We start from the raw sequence: 23,786 nt of genomic DNA on the forward strand, positions 1-23,786 counted from the left end.
AAATTTTATAAGTTTTGTAAGTTCTATAGTTTTTTAGTTATAAGTTTGATAATTTCTATAGTTTTATAAATCTGCTTACATCGGCTGATTTCCGTGATGCTTTCCAGTTCTAGAAACGCGCTTTTTACTGCGCAAAAGTTTCAACGAGCCGGCAATCATATCGCGAGTCTGCTCCGGGTCAATCATCGCATCAATCTGACCAGTTTCCAGCGAAAGATTTGCGTTCACAGTAGTCGCTTCATATTCGTCAACCAGCTGTTTTCGAAGAGCCGAAACATCTTGCCCACGCTCTTTAGCTTTCTGCAAATCTTTACGATGAATAATATTCACAGCTCCTTGAGCACCCAAAACTGCAATCTGGCTGGTTGGCCACGCGTAATTTACGTCCGCACCCATCGACTTCGAGCCCATCACAATGTAAGCTCCGCCGAAAGCTTTGCGCAAAATCACCGTAACCAGCGGAACTTGCGCATTTGCGTACGCATAAATCACCTTCGCTCCCCTTCGAATAATTCCAGCATGCTCCTGATCAGAACCAGGTTTGTAACCTGGAGTATCAACCAAAGTCACAACAGGCAAGTTAAATGCGTCGCACAAACGCACGAATCGCGCAACTTTTTCGGAAGAATTTACGTCCAAAATACCAGCGTTCACCTTAGGCTGATTTGCCACGATTCCAACAGGATGCCCCTCAATGCAAGCAAAACCAACCACTGCAGACGCAGCGTATAATTCCTGCACTTGCACAAACTCACCGTAGTCAACTATTCTGCGAATCACGTCGAGCACGTCGTAAGGCTGACGGTCGTTATCCGGAACAATACTTGCCAACTCTCGCGCAGTTTCACGATCCGCGCGCGTTGCAGCATAAGCAAAAGTAGGAGGCTCTACTTCGCAACTAGATGGCAAATAAGCCAAAACTGTGCGCGCGTAGTCAATTGCGTCCGCTTCATCTTCACCCAAATAGTGAGCAACGCCGGAAGTTGCGTTATGCACAAGGCCGCCGCCCAAATCGTCCATACTAATAGCCTCACCGGTTGCAGCTTTAACAACATCCGGGCCAGTTACGAACATGTTTGAGTGCTCGCGAGTCATAATAATCAAATCTGTCAACGCAGGGCAATACACGGCTCCGCCAGCACAAGGTCCAAGAATAATGGAGATTTGCGGAATTAAGCCGCTCGCTTCGCAAGTTTTTTTGAAGATGCGACCGTATTGCATAAGCGCGCTAACACCTTCCTGAATGCGAGCGCCACCGGAATCAATTACGGCAACAACTGGCACGCGAAGCTCAACAGCCATGTCTAAAAGATGGCAGATTTTCTCGCCTTCCGCTTTGCCAAGAGTTCCACCGCGAACAGAAAAGTCTTGTGCGTAAACTGCAACTTTTCTGCCATAAACTTCGCCAAAACCGGTGATTACAGCGCATCCGGCAACATCGTTATTAATATCACCGCCGTTAAAGCGGCCGATTTCCACGAATGAGCCTGTGTCAAAAAGCAGGTCAAGACGCTCGCGAGCAGTGCTTTTGCCTTTTGCGTGCTGACGCTCTAAAGCTTTTTGTTCTGCGTCACGCGCAAGTTGCGCTGCGTGCTGAACAGCAGCCTTGCCGCGACGAGGCTGCAAGTTTGCTGCGTCAGAATTATTCACACTTTTCTCCGAAATTTCAGAAGTTTCAGCAGTTTTATAAGTTTCAGACTTTTCTTTTGCTAAAGTGCTCATTTCTGCTCTCCTTCCGGCTTTTCAGCGCTTTTTTCGGAAGATTTTTCGGAAGATTTATCTGCGCTTTTATCTGCGCTTTTTTCTGCACTTTTATCTCCAGCAAGATCAATCGTCACAAGTTTTGCGCCAGATTCAACGCCGTCACCAGGCCCCACAAAAATGCCAGTAACAGTGCCTGCAGCCGGCGCGTAAACGTAATTTTCCATCTTCATAGACTCAAGCACCACAAGCAAATCACCCTTAGCAACCTGCTGGCCTTCAGCAACATTCACGCGCGTAATAACAGCTTGCATAGGCGCTGCAATTACGCCAGGAATCTGCTTTTGTTCTTCAGATTTGTGAGTACTTCCGCGAAGCGAACGTCCGCGAAGAGGCTGCGAAGCTCTAGAAACGCTACGAACTCTAGCCGAACCGGTCAAATTATCAACAATATCTTGCGGAATTGTAAGCTTTACGCGCTTATTGTCAACCTCAATAATGAAGGATTCCATTGCGGGCTGCTTGTTTTCGGAATCATCCGCAGACTTTCCAGAAACAAGCGAAGCCGGCTGACCGCCCAAGGATGCTGCAGGAACGCGGTTCAAATACTTTCGTTCCATCCACTTAGTAGACACATCAAAACTGTGATTTTCAGCCGTAAACTCAGGGTCGTTAAAAATCTGCTCAAAAAGTTTCGCAGGAGTTGGCACGCCCTCAATGCAAAGTTCCTTCAAAGCGCGACGCACGCGAGCAACAGCAGTTTCGCGACTTTGCGCAGTAATAATAAGCTTGCCCATCATGGAATCGAATTTTGGCGAAATATTGTCGCCAACTTCAACACCAAAATCGACGCGAATACCAGGGCCGGAAGGCCACTTAATCTTCGTCAAAGTGCCGGAACTTGGAGTCAAATTCGTAGCAGGATCTTCCGAAGTAATGCGAAGCTCGAAGCTGTGCCCGCGAGGCTCTGGATCCTTAATCAACTCGCCGCCGTCAGCAATATTGAGCTGTTCTCGCACTAAATCAAGTCCACTAACTTCCTCACTAACCGTATGCTCAACTTGCAATCGCGGATTAACTTCCAAGAAGTAGACTTTATGCTGAGAAGTCACCATATATTCGCACGTGCCAAGACCAACGTAATCAACAGCTTCAAATAGGTTACGAGAATATCTGTAAAGCTGATCTTTTTCATCGTCAGTCAAGAACGGTGCAGGAGCTTCCTCAACCAGCTTTTGGTTTCGGCGCTGCACCGAGCAATCGCGCGTGGAATATACGGTGAAATTTCCGTGAGCGTCGCGGCCGCACTGCGTTTCAACGTGGCGAGCTTTGTCAATAAAACGCTCAATAAAATATTCGTCTAAGTCGCCGCCCTGCAAAGCGTCGTGATTCATGTAAAAACCGCGCAACTCGTCGTCGTTACGAACGACTGTAATTCCGCGTCCGCCGCCGCCATCCGTGCGCTTCATCATCACCGGATAGCCGTGCGTTTGCGCAAAAGTTAAAAGTTCTCGAATATCTTTTACCGGCTCCGAAATGCCTGGAACTGGCGGCACTTTCGCGCGAACTGCCACGCGACGAGCCGTAATCTTATCTCCCAAATCAATAAGCGCTTCCGGGCGCGGGCCAATCCAAATAACTCCAGCATCGTTGACTTTCTTCGCAAAAGACGCAACTTCCGAAAGGAAACCATACCCCGGGTGCACAGCATCCGTGCCACTTCTTTTAATAATGTCAAGAATTGCGTCCTCGTTTAAATAAGTGTCGCGATACGTGTCTCCAGAAAGTGCGTACGCTTCGTCTGCCATTTCTACAAACTGCGCGTTACGATCAGTCGGCGCATAAATTGCAACAGTAGAAATGCCCATTTCGTGAGCCGTGCGAATAACTCGCAAAGCGATTTCACCGCGGTTTGCGATGAGAATTTTTTTGATATTCGTAACCATACGTTACAAGATATTAGAAAAGTTGCGTTTACGTATGAGCCGACATACACAAAAGCTAGAGCAAAATTTTGTACACTTCTCCAATGCACATGATTTTTGTGGCACGTATTGTGATTAGCGAAACGGAAAACAGCCGGCAAAAACTTAAGTTAGCACAACTTTAAGTTACGGATAATCTATCAGCAAGCCGGCAATAACCAAAAGAAGGTTTTCATGACTAGCATGAATCAGAATAATGCAACTACAGCAACCGCAACATCTAACACAACCGTTAGTAATGTAAAGGCAGCCGCAACTTGGCTCGCTAAGCCGGTTCTTCTAACCGCGCTTTTAGCTCTTTCTACTATGGCTGGAGCTATTTATCTGCCTATTACTCCTGTGCCAATTACGTTGCAGACTCTTGTTTTGTGCATTATTGGTTTGACTTTGAGCTGGCAAAAGGGCGTTGCTTCCGTTGTAATGTATTTGGCTTTGGGCGCTGCAGGTTTGCCTGTGTTCGCTGGATTTAAGGGCGGCTGGACCGTATTCGTAGGTCCTACTGCTGGCTTCCTCGTTGGTTTTATTTTTGGCGTGGCTGCAACTGCCGCTTTGAAGCGCGTATTCGACGTTGCTCTTGACGCAATGATGCCGGAACGCTCGTTTAAGAAGACTTTCGCACGCTTCTGCACTTACTCAGTTGCTTCCATAATCGGCACGATTGTGATTTACGCATTCGGCATTTTTGGTCAGAGCTTACTTACCGGCATGCCGCTTTCTACTGCTGCAGCAACCTTGATTATCTTCATGATTGGCGATTTAATTAAGGCTTTTGTTGCGAGCGCGGCTTGCTCCGGCTTGTACAACGCACTTAACAAAAAGCGCGCGTAGCGGAAACGTTATATTGCAGAAAAACGGCATTTCCTTTACACGACTGTAAAGGGAATGCCGTTTTGTATAAGATTGCCACGCACTTGCTCTTTGACTGAGATAACTAGCAAACAGCTGACGCTTGCGCTTTAAGCGCTCGCTGTTGAGCTTGCACGGAAAGTCCACTGGACTTTCCGTCTGAGCAAGCTCACGCTCCGAATTGCTTTCGCGCGCGCAATGCTGCGCTCAAGCAGGTCGTCAGCGCACGCCAATCACAGCCGAATTCCTAATGAACTACCACGCGAATCTGCCCTGCCTTCGTCTTTATTGACGAAGGCAGACCTCGCTTGCGTTGAAAGCACACCGTGCTTTCAACTCTGAGCAAGCTCGGCGCTCCGAGTTGCCTTCGCGCACGCTGTGCTGCGCTCAAGCATGTCTTCGCGCTTCATACGCAACTGCGTGCACATCGCCGCTTTTTACCACAATCTCCTCGCCAGATGCCTCACGAATCGTAAGCGACGCATCTTCTCCAAGCCGCACAGCAGTTCCTGTCACCACGCTTCCGTCAACTGGATGCACGTTCACTTTGCGACCAAGCGTCCAGCACACATCGCTTAATCCTTTAAGCAAACCGGCGCAATTACTTGGATAATCACGAATAAAATCGCATAATCTCACTCGCAATCCAGTAACGATTTTTGCAGCAATCGCATCGCGCAATTCCGTAGCTTCCGGCAGCCCGCTCATGTGCATTTGCAACGAAGTTGCCATCTTAATCGGCAATACTTCTTGCGGCACGTGCAAATTCAATCCGATTCCAAAAACTACTCCAACAACATCATCCTTGCTTGGATCAGCCACAATTTCTGTTAAGATTCCGCCTTCTTTGCAGTCGTGCAAAAATACGTCGTTTGGCCATTTAAGTTTAAGCGCACATGCATCCGCATGAATCGGTGAACTCTTATATTCTCGGAACGTTTCCAGCAGAGCATCTCGTGCCGAAAGCCCTGCAATTATTGGCAACCAGCCGTTTCTACTTTCGTCCATAACTATAGTTTTTGGCAGCAAAGTTACGAAAGATACCAAAAAACTTTCCCCAGGTCTACTCACCCACGCGCGTCCAAGCCTGCCGCGACCAGCTGTTTGCTCGTCTGCAACAATCGCAAATATTGTTGGTTTTCCGTCATCTCGCGAAATTATTTCGCCTTTTTGTATGATTTCGCGCGCAATATTTTGCGTAGAATCCGTAATTGCGAAATATTTTACTAAATCTGCTACATTTGACGTGCGCGGCATCAATGCCACACTTTGCGAAGAAAAAGTAGTCATAGGTATAATTTACATCAGATTACGTGCTTTAGCGTGTTTATTTTCACGAATTTAAGCAGAATAAGTAGCAGCAGTTAGTATGCGTAAAAATTAGCAGGTGTAACAGATGAAGCAAATACGTTGCAAAATGCAATCTGAGCAGATGCGCGCAAGAATAGAGCTCGCATCTCGCATATTTTGTTACGTACTTTCCACAATACTTTGCTTTATTCTTGCACTTTGCACAAGCCTCGGCCCAATCTTTCGCGACCAAGACATTAAGGTTCATTTAGGTTCGATTACTGATTTTTCTTGGATTAATGCGCTGATTTTTATTGCCGCTTTCGCAGTATACGCGACTATTTTGTGGACGATTATTTATTACGGCAAACATGCGTCTTTCCCTAAGCAATATAGCCGTTTTGGGGCGTGGATTAAGTCGATTTTTAGAAAAAAGCACAAGACTAACACGGAGAAAACAGATAAAACTGTCGAAAAAGCTGACAAGAAAACAAACGAAATCAAAAGCGAAAACACAGCTACTCGCAAAATCAAAAAGCACCACACATCCGCAATCTGCCGCTTAATTCGCAACATTTCGAAGCGTTTTTATAACGCCGCGCTCTGGTTTATTAAGCATTCCACACGAAACCGCCGCAATCTTTTCCTCACTTTCTTCCTAGGCTGGATTTGGGCTCCGGTCACTTTGCTTGCTGCGTACGGCGCCGATATCTGCTCGCAAATTCGCGAGTACAGTTGGGCTTGGAATCAGGTTACAGGCTTAAAGCAGCCCTATATTGGCTTCTTTAGCTTCGTCCCAATGGACATTTACCCCACAGCTCACTACCTTTGGCCTTCGAAGCCAACCTATTTAACCGATCAGCACAACATTGTGCTAACCGTTATTTACGGTGCTACAACCGCAGTTTCTCGATATTTCACCGATTCTAACGATGCTGGAATTATACTTTTAGCTTTTATACAGTTTGTATTTGCCGCTTGGTGCGTTGCCGCGAGCGCAAATCGCTTCTTAAATAGACCTTGGTTAAAAATTGCGCAATCGCCGCAAACGCAACAATTCCAGCGAACCCAGCAAACGCAGCAAACCCCAATGTTCGCAAGATTTGCCGTCTTGCTAATGTTCTTGCTAAGCCCGCTTGTTGTGTGCTCCACAATTGCGCTCACAAAATCGCCACTTTTCGCCTTCGCGTTCCTGTGGTGGTTCGGCATAAATTATGAACTCAGCAACGCATATTCAAACACAAGCAACACATATTCAACCTCCAGCAAAACTAAGCAAAACTGCACAAAAACCAACTGGCACACCGTTTTAGAGCTTCTTATTTCTGTATGCGTTATGCTTATTGCCGCAAAATATGCATGGTATATTCTACTTATACAATGCGTGCTTCTGTTTATATTCATGCGCAAACGCTGGCGTCTGTGGCTCTGCACTATTCTGCTTCCAACGATTATTATTCACGGCGCTCTGCTGCTTCTTATTTCTAGTGGCGCAATTATTAATGGCGACCCTATTGAAAGCCGCGGCGTGCAATTGCAGCAAATCGCGCGCATTGCAAAACTCGACCCACACAGCATTCCTAAAAGCGCAAAACGTATTATTGCACCTATTTTTAATCTCGATCAAACCGCCGAAGCATACAAGCCTTACGATGCCGATCCTGTGAAATCTTCCGGATTGCAGTCAAAGAAAGTAAGTTACCGCTGGCGCTACGTTAGTCGCGAAAATATTAGCAAATTAAATATTGCATGGTGGCAAATGGTAACGCATAGTCCGCTTGTTGCAACGGATGCTTTTCTTGCGAAATCTTACGGCTATTTCGATATTTTTGACCGCCCATACGTTGGTCCAGAATACTATATTGACACGGATAATATTCGCAATTCCGATTGGATTCGCTACTGGAATCCTCAGTTCCGCACAGACTTTGCAGATTCCATAAGCACTTGGAGCGATATTCCAGTTATCGGCTGGCCTATTCACGGAAATACTTTTGTTATTGCAACGCTGCTGATTGGGGTTGCGGAAATTATTCTTCGCCGCTGGCGCACGGTTTTGTGGCATATGCCTTTGGCTTTGCTTATTGGAGTAATGATTTTGGCACCTGCGAATAATTTTGAGCGTCACATGCTGCCTATTGCTTTTGCTTTCTGCTTTGTTGCTCTTACTTTTTGGAGAGATACTTCTACTCGCACGCGCTATAATGGTAAAGAATGTTTAGAGTTAAAGGCACAAGATGGAAGAGAAGCATACACAGCAGTTTGCGCAAAATAGCAGCGAGCGCGCTTCACTCGTACCTTCTGAAGATCTTGATTTTCTCTCGCTTCTAGCCAGCGTGCAATCTTACGAAACTAATCAACCTAAAACTAGCCAGCCTGAAACAAATAACCCTGAAACAAATCAGACTGAAAATGCTATTGCAGAAACCAAATCTAATGAAGAAAAGCATCGTCACCACTTGTGGCATAGGCTTTCTGCAAATCAGAACAAAGATAATAAAAGCAAAGACGCTAAAGTCAAAGATACTCAATCTTCCGCAAACTCCGCCCCGCATTTTACTCCCCTACCTAGCGCTCCTAAATCCACCGACTTTGGCATTTTTGACACTCGCGACGGCCAAATTTTCGACTCAGCTATGCGCCTTCGTCTGCACACTTTAATTGCAACTTGCTTAATGAACGGCATTTGCGATTCTAGAATTAACGCTTTTATGCATTTGCTTCAGTGGCCCGACTCTCCAAAAATAGTTATTATTGCAGGAACTTTTGGCAAGGAAATCACTCCGGATGACGGCCCAAATCGAAAACCAGCTCCTGTAGCTCCTGCCGACAATACGGATGCTTTACGTCGCAATATTTGGCCGCAACTCGGAAGCTGCAACGCCTACGACGCTATTGTTGAGCGCGTGCAAAGTAGCGCATTGCAACGCATTTCTAAAGCATGGCAGGCAACTAAGTCTTTTGCTAAAAATATTAACGATTCCGCTGCCTTTGCTACGCCTTCGCATATTATTCTGCTTGCCGTTCGTGAAGAACCTAGCGAACAAGCTTTAGAGAAGATTTGCAGCGTGTTTGTTCCTTCTAAAAAGCCTATTTGCGTAAGTAGTTTAGTTGAAGGAGTTAGTGAGATTTCTTCCGAACTTACCGCAATACTTGCGTCGATTGCTGTTGCACCGGCGATTAAACATTTGCCACAGGTTATTCATACTGATGACGTGCTTCCAGAACGCGCGCTTATTGGCGATTCCACTGCTTTTAATACTTTGTATAACAAGGTGTATCAAAGTTTAGCACCATACAGTAGTGATGATCCAACTCTTGAAACGATTGATATGTTCTTGCGTTTTGGCGGCGCGTTAGATCAGACTGCGCACGAGCTGAATGTGCATCCAAATACCGTGAGATATCGTTTGCGTAAGGTTGCGCAAACTACAGGTTGGGATGCTACGGATCCGCGCGCAGCTTACGTTCTGCAAACGGCAATAACAATTGGTCGTATTCGCGATTCGCACTAAAACGAAGTGCACGACAATAAAAGCGCGCAAAAACAAAGGCGCGCAGAAACAAAGCATGCAAAAAATAAAGTCGCGCGAAAATAAAACATAAAGAAAGGGCTTGGAGCCTGATGCCCCTAGTAGCACCAAACCCAAGCCCTTTAACAAAACCGACTCGTTTCCCTAACAAACAAGCCAGCCAAACACTCAACAGTCACGCCCCCGAAAACCAGCGCACAACACTACCGTGAAGAAAGAGATTTGGCAAAACAGTAGAATCATGCAAAAGCCCGAAAGCAAACCCGCCGCAAAAACATAAAGCCCTTGCAGCACGTTGAGTGAAAGATTTAACAAGTGAGCGCACCATACTCACATACAGTGCGCTCACAAACAAATCATTAAACAATCAACACACTTAATGTGCTAACAGCTTAGTGACGGATCTTGCGAAGAGCAGCACCCATGCCAGCAAGCACGGAAGCAGCAACAGCAGCCAAAGCTACAGCAGCACCGGTCTTAGCCAATGGAGCAGACTTCTTATCGGCCTTCTTATCAGACTTCTTATCAGCCTTGTCGCCCTTAAGAGCCTTCAAGATATCCTTAGCGCCAGTATCGCAGCTCAAATCACGAGCGTGATCATTAGCGGAATCCAAGATAGCTTCAGCGCGAGTACGGTTGTGATGAGCAACCTCAAGCAAGCCCTTAGCCTGAGCAAGCTTGCCCTTGATTACCTTAGCTGCATCCCAATCCTCGTTAGCCTTAGCATCCTTGTAATCCTCGTTAAGCTCTGCAATAATATCCTTCACAGCAGCCTCAACGTGGCCGTAGTGCTTTACAGCCTTCTGGAGCTGACGACGAAGCTTACCCAAGTAAGCGCAGTTGTCGCCACCGAAGTTCTTAATGATGTTAGCCCAACCTGACTGCTTCAAACCGAACTCGAGCTTGTCGAGAAGAGCATCGTAAGCAGCAACGTTGGTGATACCCTTCTTGATAAGTTCAGCGGTCAAACCCTTGTAGTTGGTGTAAAGAGTGCTGGTACCAAGTGGGGAAACCATGGTAGCGCCAGATGGTTCATCGCCACCATTCAAAAGATTAATAAGATCAATCTTCTTATCATTCTTTGGGGTGGTTGGAGTGGTTGGGGTGGTGCTAGATGGCTTACCAGCATTAATCACTTCATTATCAGAATCAACCTTATTCTGAGCATTGGTGACAGCCTTCTTAGCTTCTTCAACAGCAGTCTGCTTTGTCTTAGTTACACCCTGAGCAGCCTCGTAAGCAGCCTTAGCAGCAGCCTTACCAGCCTCATCAGCGTTATCAAAAGCAACCTTCTTAGCCTGCTCATCAGCCTGAGCAGTCTTTAATTCCTTCTCAGCCTTCTCGAGAGCTTCCTTCTTCTCAGTCAGAGTCTTCTGATCAGCCTTGAGAGCTTCCTTAGCCTGCTCAACCTTAGCAGCATTAGCATTAGGAGTGAGCATATCATCCAAATTGTCAGCCATTGCTGGGGCGGCGAATGCCAAGCCGGAAACGAGGGTGGCGCCAGCAGCGAGTGCGGCGATAGCCTTCTTGTTAAACATAATATTTTCCTTTCTTCTTCTCCACCACGCTTGAAACACATGGTGAAAAAACATAAACCCACAAAATCAATCTCTTGTGGATAACTTTCAGATAGAGCATCTAGCTGAAAGCTGTTATTAACATACCCCCCCCCCGTTCGAAAAAGTCAAGAGCAAAAATACGCATCCAACACAGAAAACATCAACAAAACTACGAAAATATTCCAGTAAAAGCTCGTAAAACCACAAAAAATACGCTAAACAGCACTGTTTAATCGTAAAAAATACTATTTCACGATTTTCAAAGATTTTTCTCAGAAAACTCTCAGGAAACTCGCGGCCGCCACCCAACGCCACCCGCAAACCCTTGAAAAACCGCCATTTCTAAACGACACGCCGTGCGCTACACGCGGAGACCCGCCTTCACTCACGACCAAAACTACTCAAGCCTGCGCTGTTTAGGTCGGAATCTTCCGCAAAAGCGACCTAAACTACTCACCACTGAGTCGTTTTGGTCGAAATCTTACAAAAAAGCAACCTAAACTACTCACAGCTGAGCAGTTTAGGTTGATTAGATACAGCATAAGTAGAAGCGTGTTACATATAGAAAATGCAGCGCTTACTACACAGCTCTTACTGCACATCTCCTAATACACAGCGCTTACCGCAAAAAATTATGAGTTGAATAGTAATCTTTCAAAGAATCTTTAGTAATTTTTTGAACGCATATTGCCGAACCATTAGCACCATCATAAGCATTCTTCCATGGATCTTCACTATGCGTCATAGCGCTCAAATCACTACCAGAATATCCAGCAAACTTTTCGCATACCTTTTCCACAAGAATCTTTTGGTCATCCGTTAAAGAATTATCCTGAAGTTTCTCAGTATTTGGAAGTACAAGCTCACCTTTACGAATCAAAAACTTACCACGATGCAATGCAAATAATTCCGGGCAAACAGGACCATTCCTCCATGCCTGAAAATCCTCGTTAAATAACGGACATCCTTTAATCGCCAAAGAATACGCTTGCGAATAGTAAGCTAGCTTCTGCAGCTTCATAGTGGTAATAGTTCCAGTAATATCAAGGATGTACGATGCCACATTAAAGATTGTTGTCATACGCACCTCCCTTTTATAAAACATACAAGTTATATATTATATTCGTATGACGATAATTAGCCGAAAGCAAGCTAATGCAGCTGGCGAAATACTTAAGGAATTGAGAGATCAGCAAAACTCAGAAGAGTATGGCAAACAGATATCCATCCTCAACGCATGGCGCCATCAGCATGAAGAACCAGCACAAATCTTTTTCAAAAAACTTGTTGGAATCATAAATAAGTATCCAGACGCAATGGCTACGTATCGTCTTAAACGCAAAGAATCAATACTTAAAAAGTTATACCGCAGCAATGGAAATTTTGAGCTTGGTGCAATAGATGACATTGCAGGGTGTAGGGCGATTGTAAATTCTGTGAGTGAAGTTTACGAAGTTTATGATGAAATTCTTAATCTTAAAGAAGCTGGGGGAATCGATATTAAGAAAACGAAAGACTATATAAAAAATCCAGAAGAGTCCGGATACAGGTCACTGCACGTAATCGTAAAACAAACATTAAACCAAGAAAAAATAGATAGACAATATAGGATTGAACTACAAATACGAACCAAGCTTCAACACTATTGGTCAACAGCAGTAGAAGCTATGAGTGAGATAGATAACGTAGAATACAAAGATCCTACTTTGGTAAGTAAAGGTAATACTCGAATACAATCTTGCGTACAATTCTTCAAAGTAATCTCTAAGTTATTTGCTTACAACGAAAGCAACGATGACACTTGCAGTGAGTATAAGAAAAAACTCGCAAATTCAATGCGAACAAACAATGATTTTAAAGGAATTATTGAAGATCTTGAAGCTGCACGAAACAGCGTAACTATTAACATGCAAAAAAATAGTACACAAGGCGGCGAAGGGCTTTACCTACTGGAGTTATCGCGAGAAACGCAAGAATTAACCATACATTCATACACTATGGATTGCGTAGAAAAAGCTATAACAAACTATAACAGCAAAGAAAATAGCATCATAAACGGTGAAGATAACAAAATTCAGCATGCAGAAATCGACAACAGTAGCGTAAATAAAAACTTAACAGTTAATAAGTCAGGTGCTCAAACATCAGATATAACTGACTTTAACAGCGTACTTATTTATGCACAAAACGAAAAACAGCTAAACGATACTTACCCTAATTACTTATATAACATAGAAAAATTCATTGAAAAAGTAGAAGAAGTAATTAATTAATAAGCCTTAGAGCAATAATCATGAATTCTTCTTAATCTGTGCGTTATCTTCGCAGTCGAATATATTTTTTATGCATGTTGAGATGGCATTCTGCTTACTTTCAAAAAGATTACATACAATAATGAAAATAATAGCTAAAATAATAAACCTGTAAAATCCTAACCACATATGTTCTGTAATAATTTCATTATTTAACAATCTCGTACCACCACTAACACTAACGCAATCGTAAAGCCAATTTAATAATTCTGATAAATACTCAGAAAGTTTCAGAGATAAATACAACATTGCTTCAAAAACTACTGTCATAATATTGATAATAATTAATTTATATTTATTACTATCTGAATCTTCTATTTTTATATCAAATATCCCTTTACATAGAATCTGTAAATTTTCCAATTTAAGCAAAAATACAATGCACGTTATTATCAAAGCAACTATTGTCCAATTAGACTCATTTAAAAACCCTAAAAGTGTAAACAATACTGACGAAACAGAAATCAAGAACTTTGAACTTTTCAAGAAAGCTTTAACGCTTCTGCGCACTAAAAAGCAGAACGGTATAAACCATAGAATGAACATTGCTAGCGATTTATAACATTCTGGCAAACCTTTAGTTGTATCATAATAAATATATGCCGAAATGCAAAAGGATAAATACAACTGAATAAAAGGTATTAAAAATAGAATTTCATTGTTCTTAAACTTTAAATAAATAAGGAACAATAAAAATAGTATTAAGTACACTACACAAGCATTAACAATAGAATATATTCGCTTTGAGTATTCAATATTACCGTAAAAAATTATGGCTATGGTAAAATACAGTAAAAGCACAGATAATACTATTAAAAGCATGCGTGCCACTAGTATACAATTCCTACGACTGTTAAAAAAGGAATATAATTTATCTTTTAAATTAAGCATTTCAAACCCGCTTTTAGTAAGTGCAATATCTGCGTACTACAATGACAACGCAATTAACTTTGTCATAATTGATTTATTCATTAATGGAAACTTTGTTATTAATTCTCACAAATTGTATATCTTCTATTTCAAAATAATATTTAACCTTTTTCTTCATTTGACTTATAAGACACAAAATTTTTTCTTTATCAATCGACTCCGACTTGTAGTCCAGCAAATATTAACGCACCCCCTGCAAAAATACCACTAACCAATTCAGGAGTAATCAAAAAAATCGGGCGACGCATAAATGCATCGCCCGCAAAACTTTCGTTTTCAAATCGTATTTAAAAAATTACTATGCTTACTGTACATTCTGTACAATCTCTTTACGCATAAAAAGAAAGGGCCTGGAGTCTGATGCCCCTAGTAGCACCAAACCCAAGCCCTTTAACAAAACCGACTCGTTTCCCTAACAAACAAGCCAGCCAAACACTCAACAGTCACACCATCGAAAACCAGCGCACAACACTACCGTGAAGAAAGAGATTTGGCAAAACAGTAGAATCATGCAAAAGCCCGAAAGCAAACCCGCTGCAAAACACTAAACAGCATTCGCAGCACGTTGAGTGAAAGATTTAACAAGTGAGCGCACCATACTCACATACAGTGCGCTCACAAACAAATCATTAAACAATCAACACACTTAATGTGCTAACAGCTTAGTGACGGATCTTGCGAAGAGCAGCACCCATGCCAGCAAGCACGGAAGCAGCAACAGCAGCCAAAGCTACAGCAGCACCGGTCTTAGCCAATGGAGCAGAAGCGCACTTCTTAGCTTCAGCCTTAGCAGCAGCCTTAGCTGGAGCAGCGGCAGCAGCTGGAGCGGCAGCCTTAGCTGGAGCCTTATCTCCATCGATTGGACGATGAGACTTCATTACGGTGCGGTTCTTGGAATCGCGTGGGCCGTAAACATCCTCAGTAGAAAGGCTTGGGAGACGGTTGTTAACGAAGTTCTCCTTCTCCTTCTCCATCTCAGCAACGCACTTAGCCTTAGGCTCGACAAGCGCATCTGCAGTGCCGCATGCGTAAATCTTTTCAATCTTCTTGTTGTACAAGCGAACAAGCTCATTGTTCTTAGCTTCTACAGCACCAGCATGCTTGGAATACTCAGGATTGTAACCCTCGTTGTAAACTGGGTTCTCATATGCTGGATAATCTGTAGCCTTAATGCCCTTTTCATCGAACTTGGAAGCTTCACCAAAACGCATGTCGCTAGCCTTCTTAGGAACGGCTGGAGAATCAGTCTGAGTAGTATCACCGAGCTGTTCAGTAGTGCCGTGCTTAGTAACGTCACCATTAGTGCCGCTACCATAGCCAGAAAAACCTGCAGCGAAAGCTGGGGCGGCGAAAGCCAAGCCAGAAACGAGGGTGGCGCCAGCAGCAAGTGCGGCGATAGCCTTCTTGTTAAACATAATATTTTCCTTTCTTCTTCTCCACCACGCTTAAAACGCAGTGAAAAACATAAACCCACAAAATCAATATCTTGTGGATAACTTTCAGATAGAGCATCTAGCTGAAAGCTGTTATTAACATACCCCCCCCCCGTTCGAAAAAGTCAAGAGCAAAAACAAACATCCAACACAGAAACCATCAACAAAATTACAAAAATATTCCAGTAAAAGCACGTAAAACCATAAAAAATACGCTAAACAACACTGTTTAATCGTAAAAAATACTATTTCACGATTTTCAAAGATTTTTCTCAGAAAACTCTCAGGAAACTCGCCGCCGCTCCCCCGAGTCGCCCTCAAACCCTTGAAAAACCGCCACTCACAGCGCGACACGCCGTGCGCTACACGCGGAGACCACACGCGCCGCGAACCACATCGTCACCTATTCGTTACTAATGCAGTCTTCGTACTGCGCCAGTAACGATAAATCGCATTTATTCGCTATTAACGCAGTCTGCGTACTGCACTATCAACACTAAATCGCAATTATTCGTTACTAACGCAGAAACGCAGCGACGCAAGTAACAAAAAACGCTGAAAACGTAACTCAAAAAGAGCACATTCTCAGCGTTTAAGCCTTAGCGCTTAATTATATTGCGCGCAAAATTACGAAGGCAATAACTTAAGCAATAAAATCAGGCAGCGATGCTTGCAATATCCACTGGAACACCAGGAGCCATTGTGGAAGTCACAGTTACCTTAGTAATGTAACGACCCTTAATGGTGGTTGGCTTCAAACGGCGGACTTCGTCTGCAACAGCCTTGAAGTTTTCTTCAAGAGCCTTGGCATCGAAGGAGAGCTTGCCGAAGAGGAAGGACAGGTTGCCCTGGCGATCCACGCGGAACTCAATCTTACCGCCCTTAATGTCTGCAACAGCCTTGGCAACATCCATGGTCACGGTGCCAGTCTTTGGATTTGGCATCAAGCTACGAGGACCGAGAACACGACCCAAGCGGCCAACCTTACCCATCATGTCTGGGGTTGCAACGACTGCATCGAAGTCAAGGAAGCCGCCGGCAACCTTTTCGATCAATTCGTCATCACCAACGATGTCGGCGCCAGCTTCCTGAGCCTCAGTAGCCTTTGGGCCACGAGCAAACACCAAAACCTTAGCGGTTTTACCGGTGCCGTTTGGCAAGTTCACAACGCCACGAACCAACTGATCAGCCTTGCGAGGATCTACATTAAGGCGCATAACAGCCTCAACGGACTCGTCGAAAGCGTGCTTTGGCATGCTCTGCAACAAAGCAATAGCTTCAGCTGGGGTGTACAGGTTATTGCGGTCGATCTTCTCAGCCGCTTCACGATACTTCTTAGAACGCTTAGCCATTTCTACACTCCCTTTCAGTCGGTAACGGTAATACCCATCGAGCGAGCGGTGCCCGCGATGATCTTCATACCGGCCTCGACGTCACGTGCGGAGAGGTCAGGCATCTTAATTTCGGCGATTTCGCGCACCTGAGCCTTGGTCACAGAACCAACCTTGTGAGTCAATGGATTCTCGGTGCCCTTCTGAATGCCAGCAGCCTTAAGCAACAAAGCAGCGGCTGGTGGGGTCTTCAAAATGAAGGTGAAGGAACGATCTTCGTAAACGGTGATCTCTACTGGGACGATCTGACCCATCTTGTCCTTCGTCTGGTCGTTATAGGCCTTGCAGAAGTCCATGATGTTCACGCCGTGGGAGCCTAATGCTGGACCCAGTGGTGGGGCTGGATTTGCTTTACCAGCCTGAATCTCGAGCTTAATAAGCGCGGAGACTTTCTTTTTCGGAGCCATAATATGGTTCTTCTTTCTTGTACAAGCGGTTCAAACGGTTGCTACAAACGCTGATATAAAGCCGTTTTGCAGCTTCCTCCCGCATCTTGTATTGCTGTGCTGTGCTAGCGGATTACTCCTCCAGTCACAAGCCTTCCTATTATGCCACATCTTCGCGACACGCTGCATTACGACAGCTGCAATTCTTAACATTTAGCAGCAACATATTTTCACATACATGCTTAATATGAGGCTACCTATAAATATTCACAAAATATGCCATGGCTCGGTAAATAAACAAAACCGGAGCGCAAATTAACGCGCCCCGGTTTGTAAAAGTTATAAAAACTTAAGATTTCTGCTTAAGATTTCGGCTCAGGATTTCAGCTCAAACAATCGGCTCAACCTGGTTGAAACCAAGCTCCACAGGAGTTTCACGACCAAAGATGGAAACCAACACTGTAAGCTTCTGAGTTGTAGGCTCCACGTCCGAAACCACAGCAGCCATAGTAGAGAATGGACCGTCTGTAACAGTAACCTGATCGCCAACCTTGTAAGCAACTTCAACCTTGCGCTTACGTGCAGCTGCAGGCTTATCTCCAGCGTTCTTCAAAGCTTCGGAAGCAATCATAGGAGCCATCATTGCCACAACTTCCTTGCGGCTCAATGGAGCTGGCTCTCTAGAAGGTCCAACGAAACCAGTCACGCCCTCAGTTTCGCGCACAATGCGACGAGCGTTTTCATCCGGCCACATGCGAATGAGCACATAACCTGGCACACGCACGCGGGTAATAACTTTCTTACCCTTTTCCGTATGCTTCTCAACTTCTTCCATTGGAACTTCAATCTGGAAAATCTTATCTTCCAAACCAAAGTTCTGCACACGAGATTCAACGTTAGTCTTTACACGCTTCTCATAGCCAGAGTAGGTGTGAAGCACATACCACTTGCCTTCCAAAGTGCGCAGCTTCTTAGAAAACTCAGCTACAGCAATTGCGCCGGCATCAGTTGGGTCGTCTTCAGTAGATTCAGAATCAGTTGATTCGGCATCAGTTGCGCCAGTTTCAGCTTCCGCGTTATCTGCGTCAAGAGACGCAACAGCAGCTTCAGCGGCGGCATCGTCAGAAGAATCAGCAGCAGCATCAGAAGCATCGTTAACTGGAGCTGCATCTACGGCTTCAACATCTTCTACAGCATCTGCAACTTCTACAGCTTCTGCTTCTTCGGGATTGAACTCATCAGTCATATTTTATACACCTTCAAAATTTCAACTCAGCCGAACAACCACATTACGAACTTGCCTAAGCCAAGATCCATGCAGGTTACGAAAGCCATTAAGAACACAACGAATATGAACACAGCTATAGACCAAGCGAACAACTCTTTGCCGTGAGGAGCAACAACCTTGCGCGTTTCGTCGATAGTTTGCTTGACGAACATGCCAATACGCATGAACAAGTTCGGCTTTACTGCTTTCTTAGTGCTGCGTGCCTGTGCCATGCCTTATTCCTTCGTGTAGAATTTGTGAACTAAAAACTGGCAGGGACGGCGGGACTCGAACCCACAACCTACGGTTTTGGAGACCGTTGCGCTACCAATTGCGCCACATCCCTATGGTGAACTTGCTTATCATACCCCAAAAGGTGCGACATAGCAAAACCGCCAGATAGCTATGTTATCTCATGGGCATGATTTCGCGATTAATAGCATTTAGCGAGTGTCGTATAAAGCTAAGCCTCAACCCACTAAAGTTGAGATTCAACCAACTAAAAACTAAGCCTCAACCCACTTTTTCATGCGACGCATACCTTCTGCAAGCTGATCGTCCGCGAGCGCGCAAGAAAATCGCAAATAACCTGGAGCGCCAAAAGCCTCGCCAGGAACGGCAGCTACATGCGCTTCATCAAGCAACATTTCCGCGAATCGCGAAGAAGTATGCGGAACTTCACTTTTTTCTCCAAGAGGACGCTCAAGAAGCGCCTCAACGTTAGCAAAAGCGTAAAAAGCGCCGTGAGGAAGCGGGCAGGTAACGCCGTCAATATTATTCAGCGCTTCCACAATTGCCTTGCGACGAGCGTCAAAAGACTCTCGCATTGTGGAAACCACGTCTAAAGATCCGCCAACTGCAGCAATTGCAGCTCGTTGCGAAATATTAGAAACGTTAGAAGTCATGTGACTTTGCAGCTTTACAGCAGCTTTTGCAACATCCTCAGGCGCAACCATCCAACCAACTCGCCATCCTGGCATTGCGTAAGTCTTTGCAACACCGTTTAAAATCAACAGCTGATTTCTAACTTCCGGAACCTCAACGCCAATGTAAGAAGTTGAAATTCCGTCGTAATGAAGATGCTCGTAGATTTCGTCGGAAAGAACCCAAATATGGTGTTTTACGGCCCACTGGCCGATTGCGCGAATAGTTTGCGCGCTCCAAATAGCGCCCGTAGGATTTGACGGCGAAGTTACAATAATTGCGCAAGTGCGTGGAGTGCGTGCTGCTTCAAGCGCATCAATATCTGGCTCAAAACCGCGTTCTGCACCTGCCAAAACCGGCACAGGCACGCCGCCTGCAAGCTTTACGGCCTCCGGGTAGCTAGTCCAATATGGGGCTGGAATAATAACTTCATCGCCATCATTTAAAAGGATTTGGCATGCTTCGTAAACGGCTTGCTTTCCGCCGTTTGTTACTACGACTTGATTTGGGGAGACTTCGTAGCCAGAATCGCGCTTAACTTTGCGGGCGATCGCCTCTCTAAGCTCCGGCAGACCAGCAGTAGCGGTGTATCGGTAGTTGCGAGGGTCTTTGCAGGCAGCAGCTGCGGCTTCAACAATGTAGGAAGGAGTAGGGAAATCTGGCTCGCCTGCGCCGAAACTTACTACGTCAACGCCGGAAGCTTTCATAGCTTTTGCTTTGCCGTCGACTGCAAGCGTTGCGCTTGGGGCGACTTTGTTAATGCGATTGCTTAATACGCGCCAATCTTCTTGTGCGGAAGTATCTACCATATTCTCTGCCATGGTTTCTAGTGTAACCGCAAGCCGCGAAACGGTAAATTTGCCGCAAATCTCCGGAGTTTGTTGCCGTTTCGGAAGCATTTGACCACATTTGCCGGAAAATTCCCGGCAAATGTAGCTGCAGCTAATTACACAAGCACAAGATTGTCGCGATGCACCACCGGATGCGCATACTGCCTGCCAAGCGACTCCTCAAGCTCGTCGCTTGTGCGCCCCATAATCTCCGGAATCTCCTCAGCATCAAAAGCCACTAAACCTTTTGCCAAGTGATTTCCCTGCTCGTCGTCAATCCACACCGGATCCGTTGCCGAAAACTCTCCGCAAACACGCACAATACCAGCCGCAAGAAGGCTCGCACGTCCGCCGCGCACAGCCTTAGCAGCACCCTCATCAACCACCAGCGTTCCGTGAGGATGTGACGCAAACCCAATCCAAAGTCGCCTAGCAGAATCGCGCGTATGAACCGGAGCAAACGCAGTTCCAACAACATCTCCAGCAAGAGCCGGCCCTGCGTTTCCAGCACAAGTAAGCACGGTTGGAATACCTGAAACTGCCGCCACATGCGCGGCTTCCAGCTTCGTCACCATACCCCCAGTGCCTACTCCCGAAACACTTGCACCAACCTTCACTTCTTCTAAAGCGCGCGTCACATCCGGCACAAAGCTCACTCGTTTTGCACCAGGCTCGCTAGGCGGCGCAGTATAAAGCGAATCCACATCTGTAAGCAGCACAAGCGCTTCTGCACGCACAATATTTGCCACAATAGCTGCAAGTCTATCGTTGTCACCGAAGCGAATTTCGTTGCTAGAAAGCGCATCGTTTTCGTTTACGATTGGGATTACGCCAAGTTCCAGCAAACGCGTCATTGTGCGCTGCGCGTTACGGTAGCGAGATGGCGAAATAGTAACGTCTGCCGTCAGTAACATCTGCCCTACTCTGAAACCAAATTGCGAAAATGCTGCTTCATATTGTGCCATAAGCAAGCCTTGACCAACCGAAGCCGTGGCCTGCTGAGTTGGCACATCTTTTGGACGCTCCGCAAAACCAAGTAGTCCAAAGCCCGCGGCAATTGCGCCAGAAGACACAAGAACAATTCGAGCACCTTGCATTTGCGCGTGACTAATTGCAGAAACAAGAGCACGCAACTTTTGCACATCCAGCCACCCAGATGCGTCTGTAAGAGAGCTTGAGCCTACTTTCACAACAATTGTGCGCGCCTCGCGGATTGAACACCGAACCCCGTCTTCGGTAAGTTCAATTTCCGGATTACTCATAAAATTCCCCCTTGATTCCGCTAGTTTTCCTGCTCTTCGCCGCGCCCAAATAAGCTATTTTCGTCATGACGATCGTCGTCCACAGAAGGATCCGCCCAATGTCCCGACTTTCGCTCAGCCATCATCGCTTCTCGAACCGCAGATTTAGCGTCCATCATGCTGTGATAATCGCGTCGACGCTCTGCATTCGTGCGTCTTGCGCCGCGAGGATCGTTCGCTTCAAGTCGCAAATCTTTACCGCGCGCACCCAAGTTAGCGCCGTCCAATCCTTCCGCACCGGCTGCAATGCTTGGATCCCAGTCGAAGCAAACCATGTGATTGCCAGTGCCAATGCGAATTTCATCTCCCGGACGCGCGCCCTTTTTACGAAGCTCATCCTCAACACCAAGCTTTGCCAAACGATCCGCCAAGTAGCCTACGGCTTCGTCGTTGTCAAAATTCGTTTGCACAACCCAGCGCTCCGGCTTGGTACCGGTTACAGTGAACCAAAAATCACCATTTCTGTCTTCTTCGCGCTTAATTTCAAAGTCCGAACTGTTTCCGCGACCATCATCGCGACGTCTGCGCAAAGTCGAAGCCGGCTGCTCAAGAGGCTGAATAACAACGCGCTCTTCTTCGCGAGCCGCTTCCTCGGCAGCGAGCTTCTCACGCATCTTTTCAACAAGTCGACCAAGCGCAAAACCAAGCTCTTTCAAGCCTTCGTGAGATGCTGTAGAAATCTCAAATACAGTCAATCCCATTTTCTCAAACTCGCCGCGCACAAAATCAGCCAATTCTTTAGCTTCAGGAACATCGACTTTGTTAAGAATAATAATGCGCGGACGCTCCGGAATTGGGATTGCGCCCAACGGAAGTTCAAGTTTGTTAGCGTATTGCGCAAGCTCATGTTCAAGAGCGTTATAGTCGCTAATTGGATCGCGATTTGGCTCAAGAGTTGCGCAATCAATTACGTGCGCAATAATTTCCGTACGCTCAATATGACGCAAAAACTCAAGACCTAAGCCTTTGCCTTCAGAAGCTCCCGGAATTAAACCTGGAACGTCCGCAATTGTGTAACGATAGTTTCCGAAACTTACTACGCCAAGATTTGGCACCAAAGTAGTAAACGGATAGTCTGCAATTTTTGGTTTGGCTGCACTAATTGATGCGACTAAGCTTGATTTTCCTGCAGATGGGAAGCCGACTAAAGCTACGTCTGCAATAGATTTGAGTTCCAAAATTACGTCGCGCTCTTCGCCAGGCTCGCCCAAAAGAGCAAAACCTGGAGCACGTCGTACTTTATTTGCCAAAGCTGCGTTACCAAGACCGCCGGCACCGCCTTGAGCTACAACGAATTTATCCCCAACATGACGCAAATCCGCCAAAACTTCGCCCGGACGCTTTTGAGAGCCTGCAGCACCGCGCGCTGTAAAAACAACAGTTCCAACAGGCACAGGAAGCACCAAATCCGCGCCTTTTGAACCGTCTTTAGTATCACCCAAGCCCATCGTGCCATTCTCTGCTGTGCGATGAGGCATAAAACGATAGTCGAGTAAGCTGTTTGCATTGCGGTCTGCTACAAAAATAACTGAACCGCCGTCACCACCATTGCCGCCATTAGGTCCAGCCAATGGCTTGTACTTTTCGCGACGGACTCCAGCGGAACCATTGCCGCCGTCGCCACCCTTCACGTGCACTGTTACGCGATCTACAAAATCACTCATACTGCTACCTTACTCGAAGCTAAACACTTAATTTCGAAGCTACGAAAACATTTGACGGAAATTTATACGGCGTTTGGAGTGCCAGACACGCCTCAACACTCCAAACGCGAGATGGATTCCCCACGTTTGGAGCGCCACACCAACCAAAACCCTCCAAACGCGAGACAACTTCCCCACGTTTGGAGCACAAACGCTAGTAAATATGCGAGAACAAAAAAGCCGCACCGAATTGGGTGCGGCTAGAAGACTAATCTGTCACTCAGGCGGTAACAACGTCAACAACCTTGCGGTCGCGACGAATGCCGAACTTCACATTGCCGTCCGTCAAAGCGTACAGCGTGTGATCCTTGCCCAAAGCAACATTCTGACCGGCGTGGAACTTAGTGCCGCGCTGACGAACGATAATGTTGCCAGCCACAACAGCTTCACCGCCG

The 23,786-nt window shown here is 45.8% G+C and carries 19 protein-coding genes and 1 tRNA gene; 4 read left to right on the plus strand and 16 right to left on the minus strand.

What is annotated here, in order from left to right; all coding sequences use genetic code 11:
• Positions 1 to 75 precede the first annotated feature (75 nt).
• Together CGSMWGV1500E_RS02260 and CGSMWGV1500E_RS02255 are read right to left on the minus strand one after the other, a co-directional pair.
• The gene (locus CGSMWGV1500E_RS02260) at positions 76 to 1,722 is read right to left on the minus strand and encodes an acyl-CoA carboxylase subunit beta (protein ID WP_004128583.1); all 1,647 of its coding nucleotides are present in this window, start codon (positions 1,720 to 1,722) and stop codon (positions 76 to 78) included.
• Entirely contained in the window at positions 1,719 to 3,647 is a 1,929-nt protein-coding gene (locus CGSMWGV1500E_RS02255) for a biotin carboxylase N-terminal domain-containing protein (RefSeq protein WP_004128586.1), read from the minus strand. The genes CGSMWGV1500E_RS02260 and CGSMWGV1500E_RS02255 overlap by 4 nt, the downstream gene beginning before the upstream one ends.
• Before the next feature lie 213 nt (positions 3,648 to 3,860).
• Between CGSMWGV1500E_RS02255 and CGSMWGV1500E_RS02250 the strand changes: the two genes are divergently transcribed.
• Positions 3,861 to 4,514, plus strand: a complete 654-nt coding sequence (locus CGSMWGV1500E_RS02250; RefSeq protein ID WP_004128588.1) for a biotin transporter BioY — start codon at positions 3,861 to 3,863, stop codon at positions 4,512 to 4,514.
• Positions 4,515 to 4,919: 405 nt separating this feature from the next.
• Here the strand turns inward: CGSMWGV1500E_RS02250 and CGSMWGV1500E_RS02245 are convergent, their stop codons facing one another.
• Positions 4,920 to 5,822: a biotin--[acetyl-CoA-carboxylase] ligase gene (locus tag CGSMWGV1500E_RS02245; protein ID WP_004128590.1), complete on the minus strand. Its 903-nt coding sequence runs from the start codon at positions 5,820 to 5,822 to the stop codon at positions 4,920 to 4,922.
• A gap of 106 nt (positions 5,823 to 5,928) precedes the next feature.
• Here CGSMWGV1500E_RS02245 and CGSMWGV1500E_RS02240 point away from each other — a divergent pair, with 106 nt between their 5' ends.
• Positions 5,929 to 8,097 carry a DUF6020 family protein gene (locus CGSMWGV1500E_RS02240; RefSeq protein WP_004128592.1) on the plus strand — a complete coding sequence of 723 codons (2,169 nt, stop codon included), beginning with the start codon at positions 5,929 to 5,931 and terminating at the stop codon, positions 8,095 to 8,097.
• Positions 8,060 to 9,337 carry a PucR family transcriptional regulator gene (locus CGSMWGV1500E_RS02235; RefSeq protein ID WP_004128594.1) on the plus strand — a complete coding sequence of 426 codons (1,278 nt, stop codon included), beginning with the start codon at positions 8,060 to 8,062 and terminating at the stop codon, positions 9,335 to 9,337. The genes CGSMWGV1500E_RS02240 and CGSMWGV1500E_RS02235 overlap by 38 nt, the downstream gene beginning before the upstream one ends.
• Before the next feature lie 410 nt (positions 9,338 to 9,747).
• Here CGSMWGV1500E_RS02235 and CGSMWGV1500E_RS02230 read toward each other — a convergent pair whose 3' ends face one another.
• Together CGSMWGV1500E_RS02230 and CGSMWGV1500E_RS02225 are read right to left on the minus strand one after the other, a co-directional pair.
• Entirely contained in the window at positions 9,748 to 10,893 is a 1,146-nt protein-coding gene (locus CGSMWGV1500E_RS02230; RefSeq protein WP_004128597.1) for a hypothetical protein, read from the minus strand.
• Between the two features lie 640 nt (positions 10,894 to 11,533).
• Complete coding sequence (locus CGSMWGV1500E_RS02225) at positions 11,534 to 11,995, minus strand: Panacea domain-containing protein (protein WP_004128600.1); 462 nt, start codon at positions 11,993 to 11,995, stop codon at positions 11,534 to 11,536.
• A gap of 46 nt (positions 11,996 to 12,041) precedes the next feature.
• Between CGSMWGV1500E_RS02225 and CGSMWGV1500E_RS02220 the strand changes: the two genes are divergently transcribed.
• Complete coding sequence (locus CGSMWGV1500E_RS02220) at positions 12,042 to 13,187, plus strand: RelA/SpoT domain-containing protein (RefSeq protein WP_004128604.1); 1,146 nt, start codon at positions 12,042 to 12,044, stop codon at positions 13,185 to 13,187.
• 18 nt (positions 13,188 to 13,205) lie between these two features.
• On the opposite strand, the gene CGSMWGV1500E_RS06505 is transcribed toward CGSMWGV1500E_RS02220, so the two are convergent.
• The 11 genes from CGSMWGV1500E_RS06505 to CGSMWGV1500E_RS02165 form a co-directional block, all read right to left on the minus strand.
• Positions 13,206 to 13,598: a hypothetical protein gene (locus tag CGSMWGV1500E_RS06505; RefSeq protein ID WP_230455193.1), complete on the minus strand. Its 393-nt coding sequence runs from the start codon at positions 13,596 to 13,598 to the stop codon at positions 13,206 to 13,208.
• Between the two features lie 1,220 nt (positions 13,599 to 14,818).
• On the minus strand, positions 14,819 to 15,571 hold the full coding sequence (locus CGSMWGV1500E_RS02210; protein ID WP_004128610.1) for a hypothetical protein: 753 nt from the start codon (positions 15,569 to 15,571) through the stop codon (positions 14,819 to 14,821).
• Between the two features lie 674 nt (positions 15,572 to 16,245).
• Positions 16,246 to 16,941 (minus strand): 50S ribosomal protein L1, encoded by a 696-nt coding sequence (gene rplA, locus CGSMWGV1500E_RS02205; RefSeq protein WP_004128613.1) that lies wholly within the window; start codon positions 16,939 to 16,941, stop codon positions 16,246 to 16,248.
• A gap of 14 nt (positions 16,942 to 16,955) precedes the next feature.
• Entirely contained in the window at positions 16,956 to 17,387 is a 432-nt protein-coding gene (rplK, locus tag CGSMWGV1500E_RS02200; protein ID WP_004118588.1) for a 50S ribosomal protein L11, read from the minus strand.
• A gap of 367 nt (positions 17,388 to 17,754) precedes the next feature.
• The gene (gene nusG, locus CGSMWGV1500E_RS02195) at positions 17,755 to 18,612 is read right to left on the minus strand and encodes a transcription termination/antitermination protein NusG (RefSeq protein ID WP_004128614.1); all 858 of its coding nucleotides are present in this window, start codon (positions 18,610 to 18,612) and stop codon (positions 17,755 to 17,757) included.
• Positions 18,613 to 18,638: 26 nt separating this feature from the next.
• Entirely contained in the window at positions 18,639 to 18,866 is a 228-nt protein-coding gene (secE, locus tag CGSMWGV1500E_RS02190; RefSeq protein ID WP_004128616.1) for a preprotein translocase subunit SecE, read from the minus strand.
• Positions 18,867 to 18,903: 37 nt separating this feature from the next.
• Positions 18,904 to 18,979, minus strand: a tRNA-Trp gene (locus CGSMWGV1500E_RS02185).
• Positions 18,980 to 19,139: 160 nt separating this feature from the next.
• A complete protein-coding gene (locus CGSMWGV1500E_RS02180) occupies positions 19,140 to 20,378 on the minus strand; it encodes a pyridoxal phosphate-dependent aminotransferase (protein WP_155114874.1) in 1,239 nt (412 codons plus the stop codon).
• Between the two features lie 125 nt (positions 20,379 to 20,503).
• Entirely contained in the window at positions 20,504 to 21,649 is a 1,146-nt protein-coding gene (gene proB, locus CGSMWGV1500E_RS02175; protein WP_004128620.1) for a glutamate 5-kinase, read from the minus strand.
• Between the two features lie 20 nt (positions 21,650 to 21,669).
• Entirely contained in the window at positions 21,670 to 23,352 is a 1,683-nt protein-coding gene (gene obgE / locus CGSMWGV1500E_RS02170) for a GTPase ObgE (RefSeq protein ID WP_004128622.1), read from the minus strand.
• Between the two features lie 259 nt (positions 23,353 to 23,611).
• A partial coding sequence (locus CGSMWGV1500E_RS02165; RefSeq protein WP_004128624.1) for a 50S ribosomal protein L27 occupies positions 23,612 to 23,786 on the minus strand: 175 nt, incomplete at its 5' end.

The organism is Gardnerella vaginalis 1500E (assembly GCF_000263595.1).
GTDB lineage: Bacteria > Actinomycetota > Actinomycetes > Actinomycetales > Bifidobacteriaceae > Bifidobacterium > Bifidobacterium vaginale_E.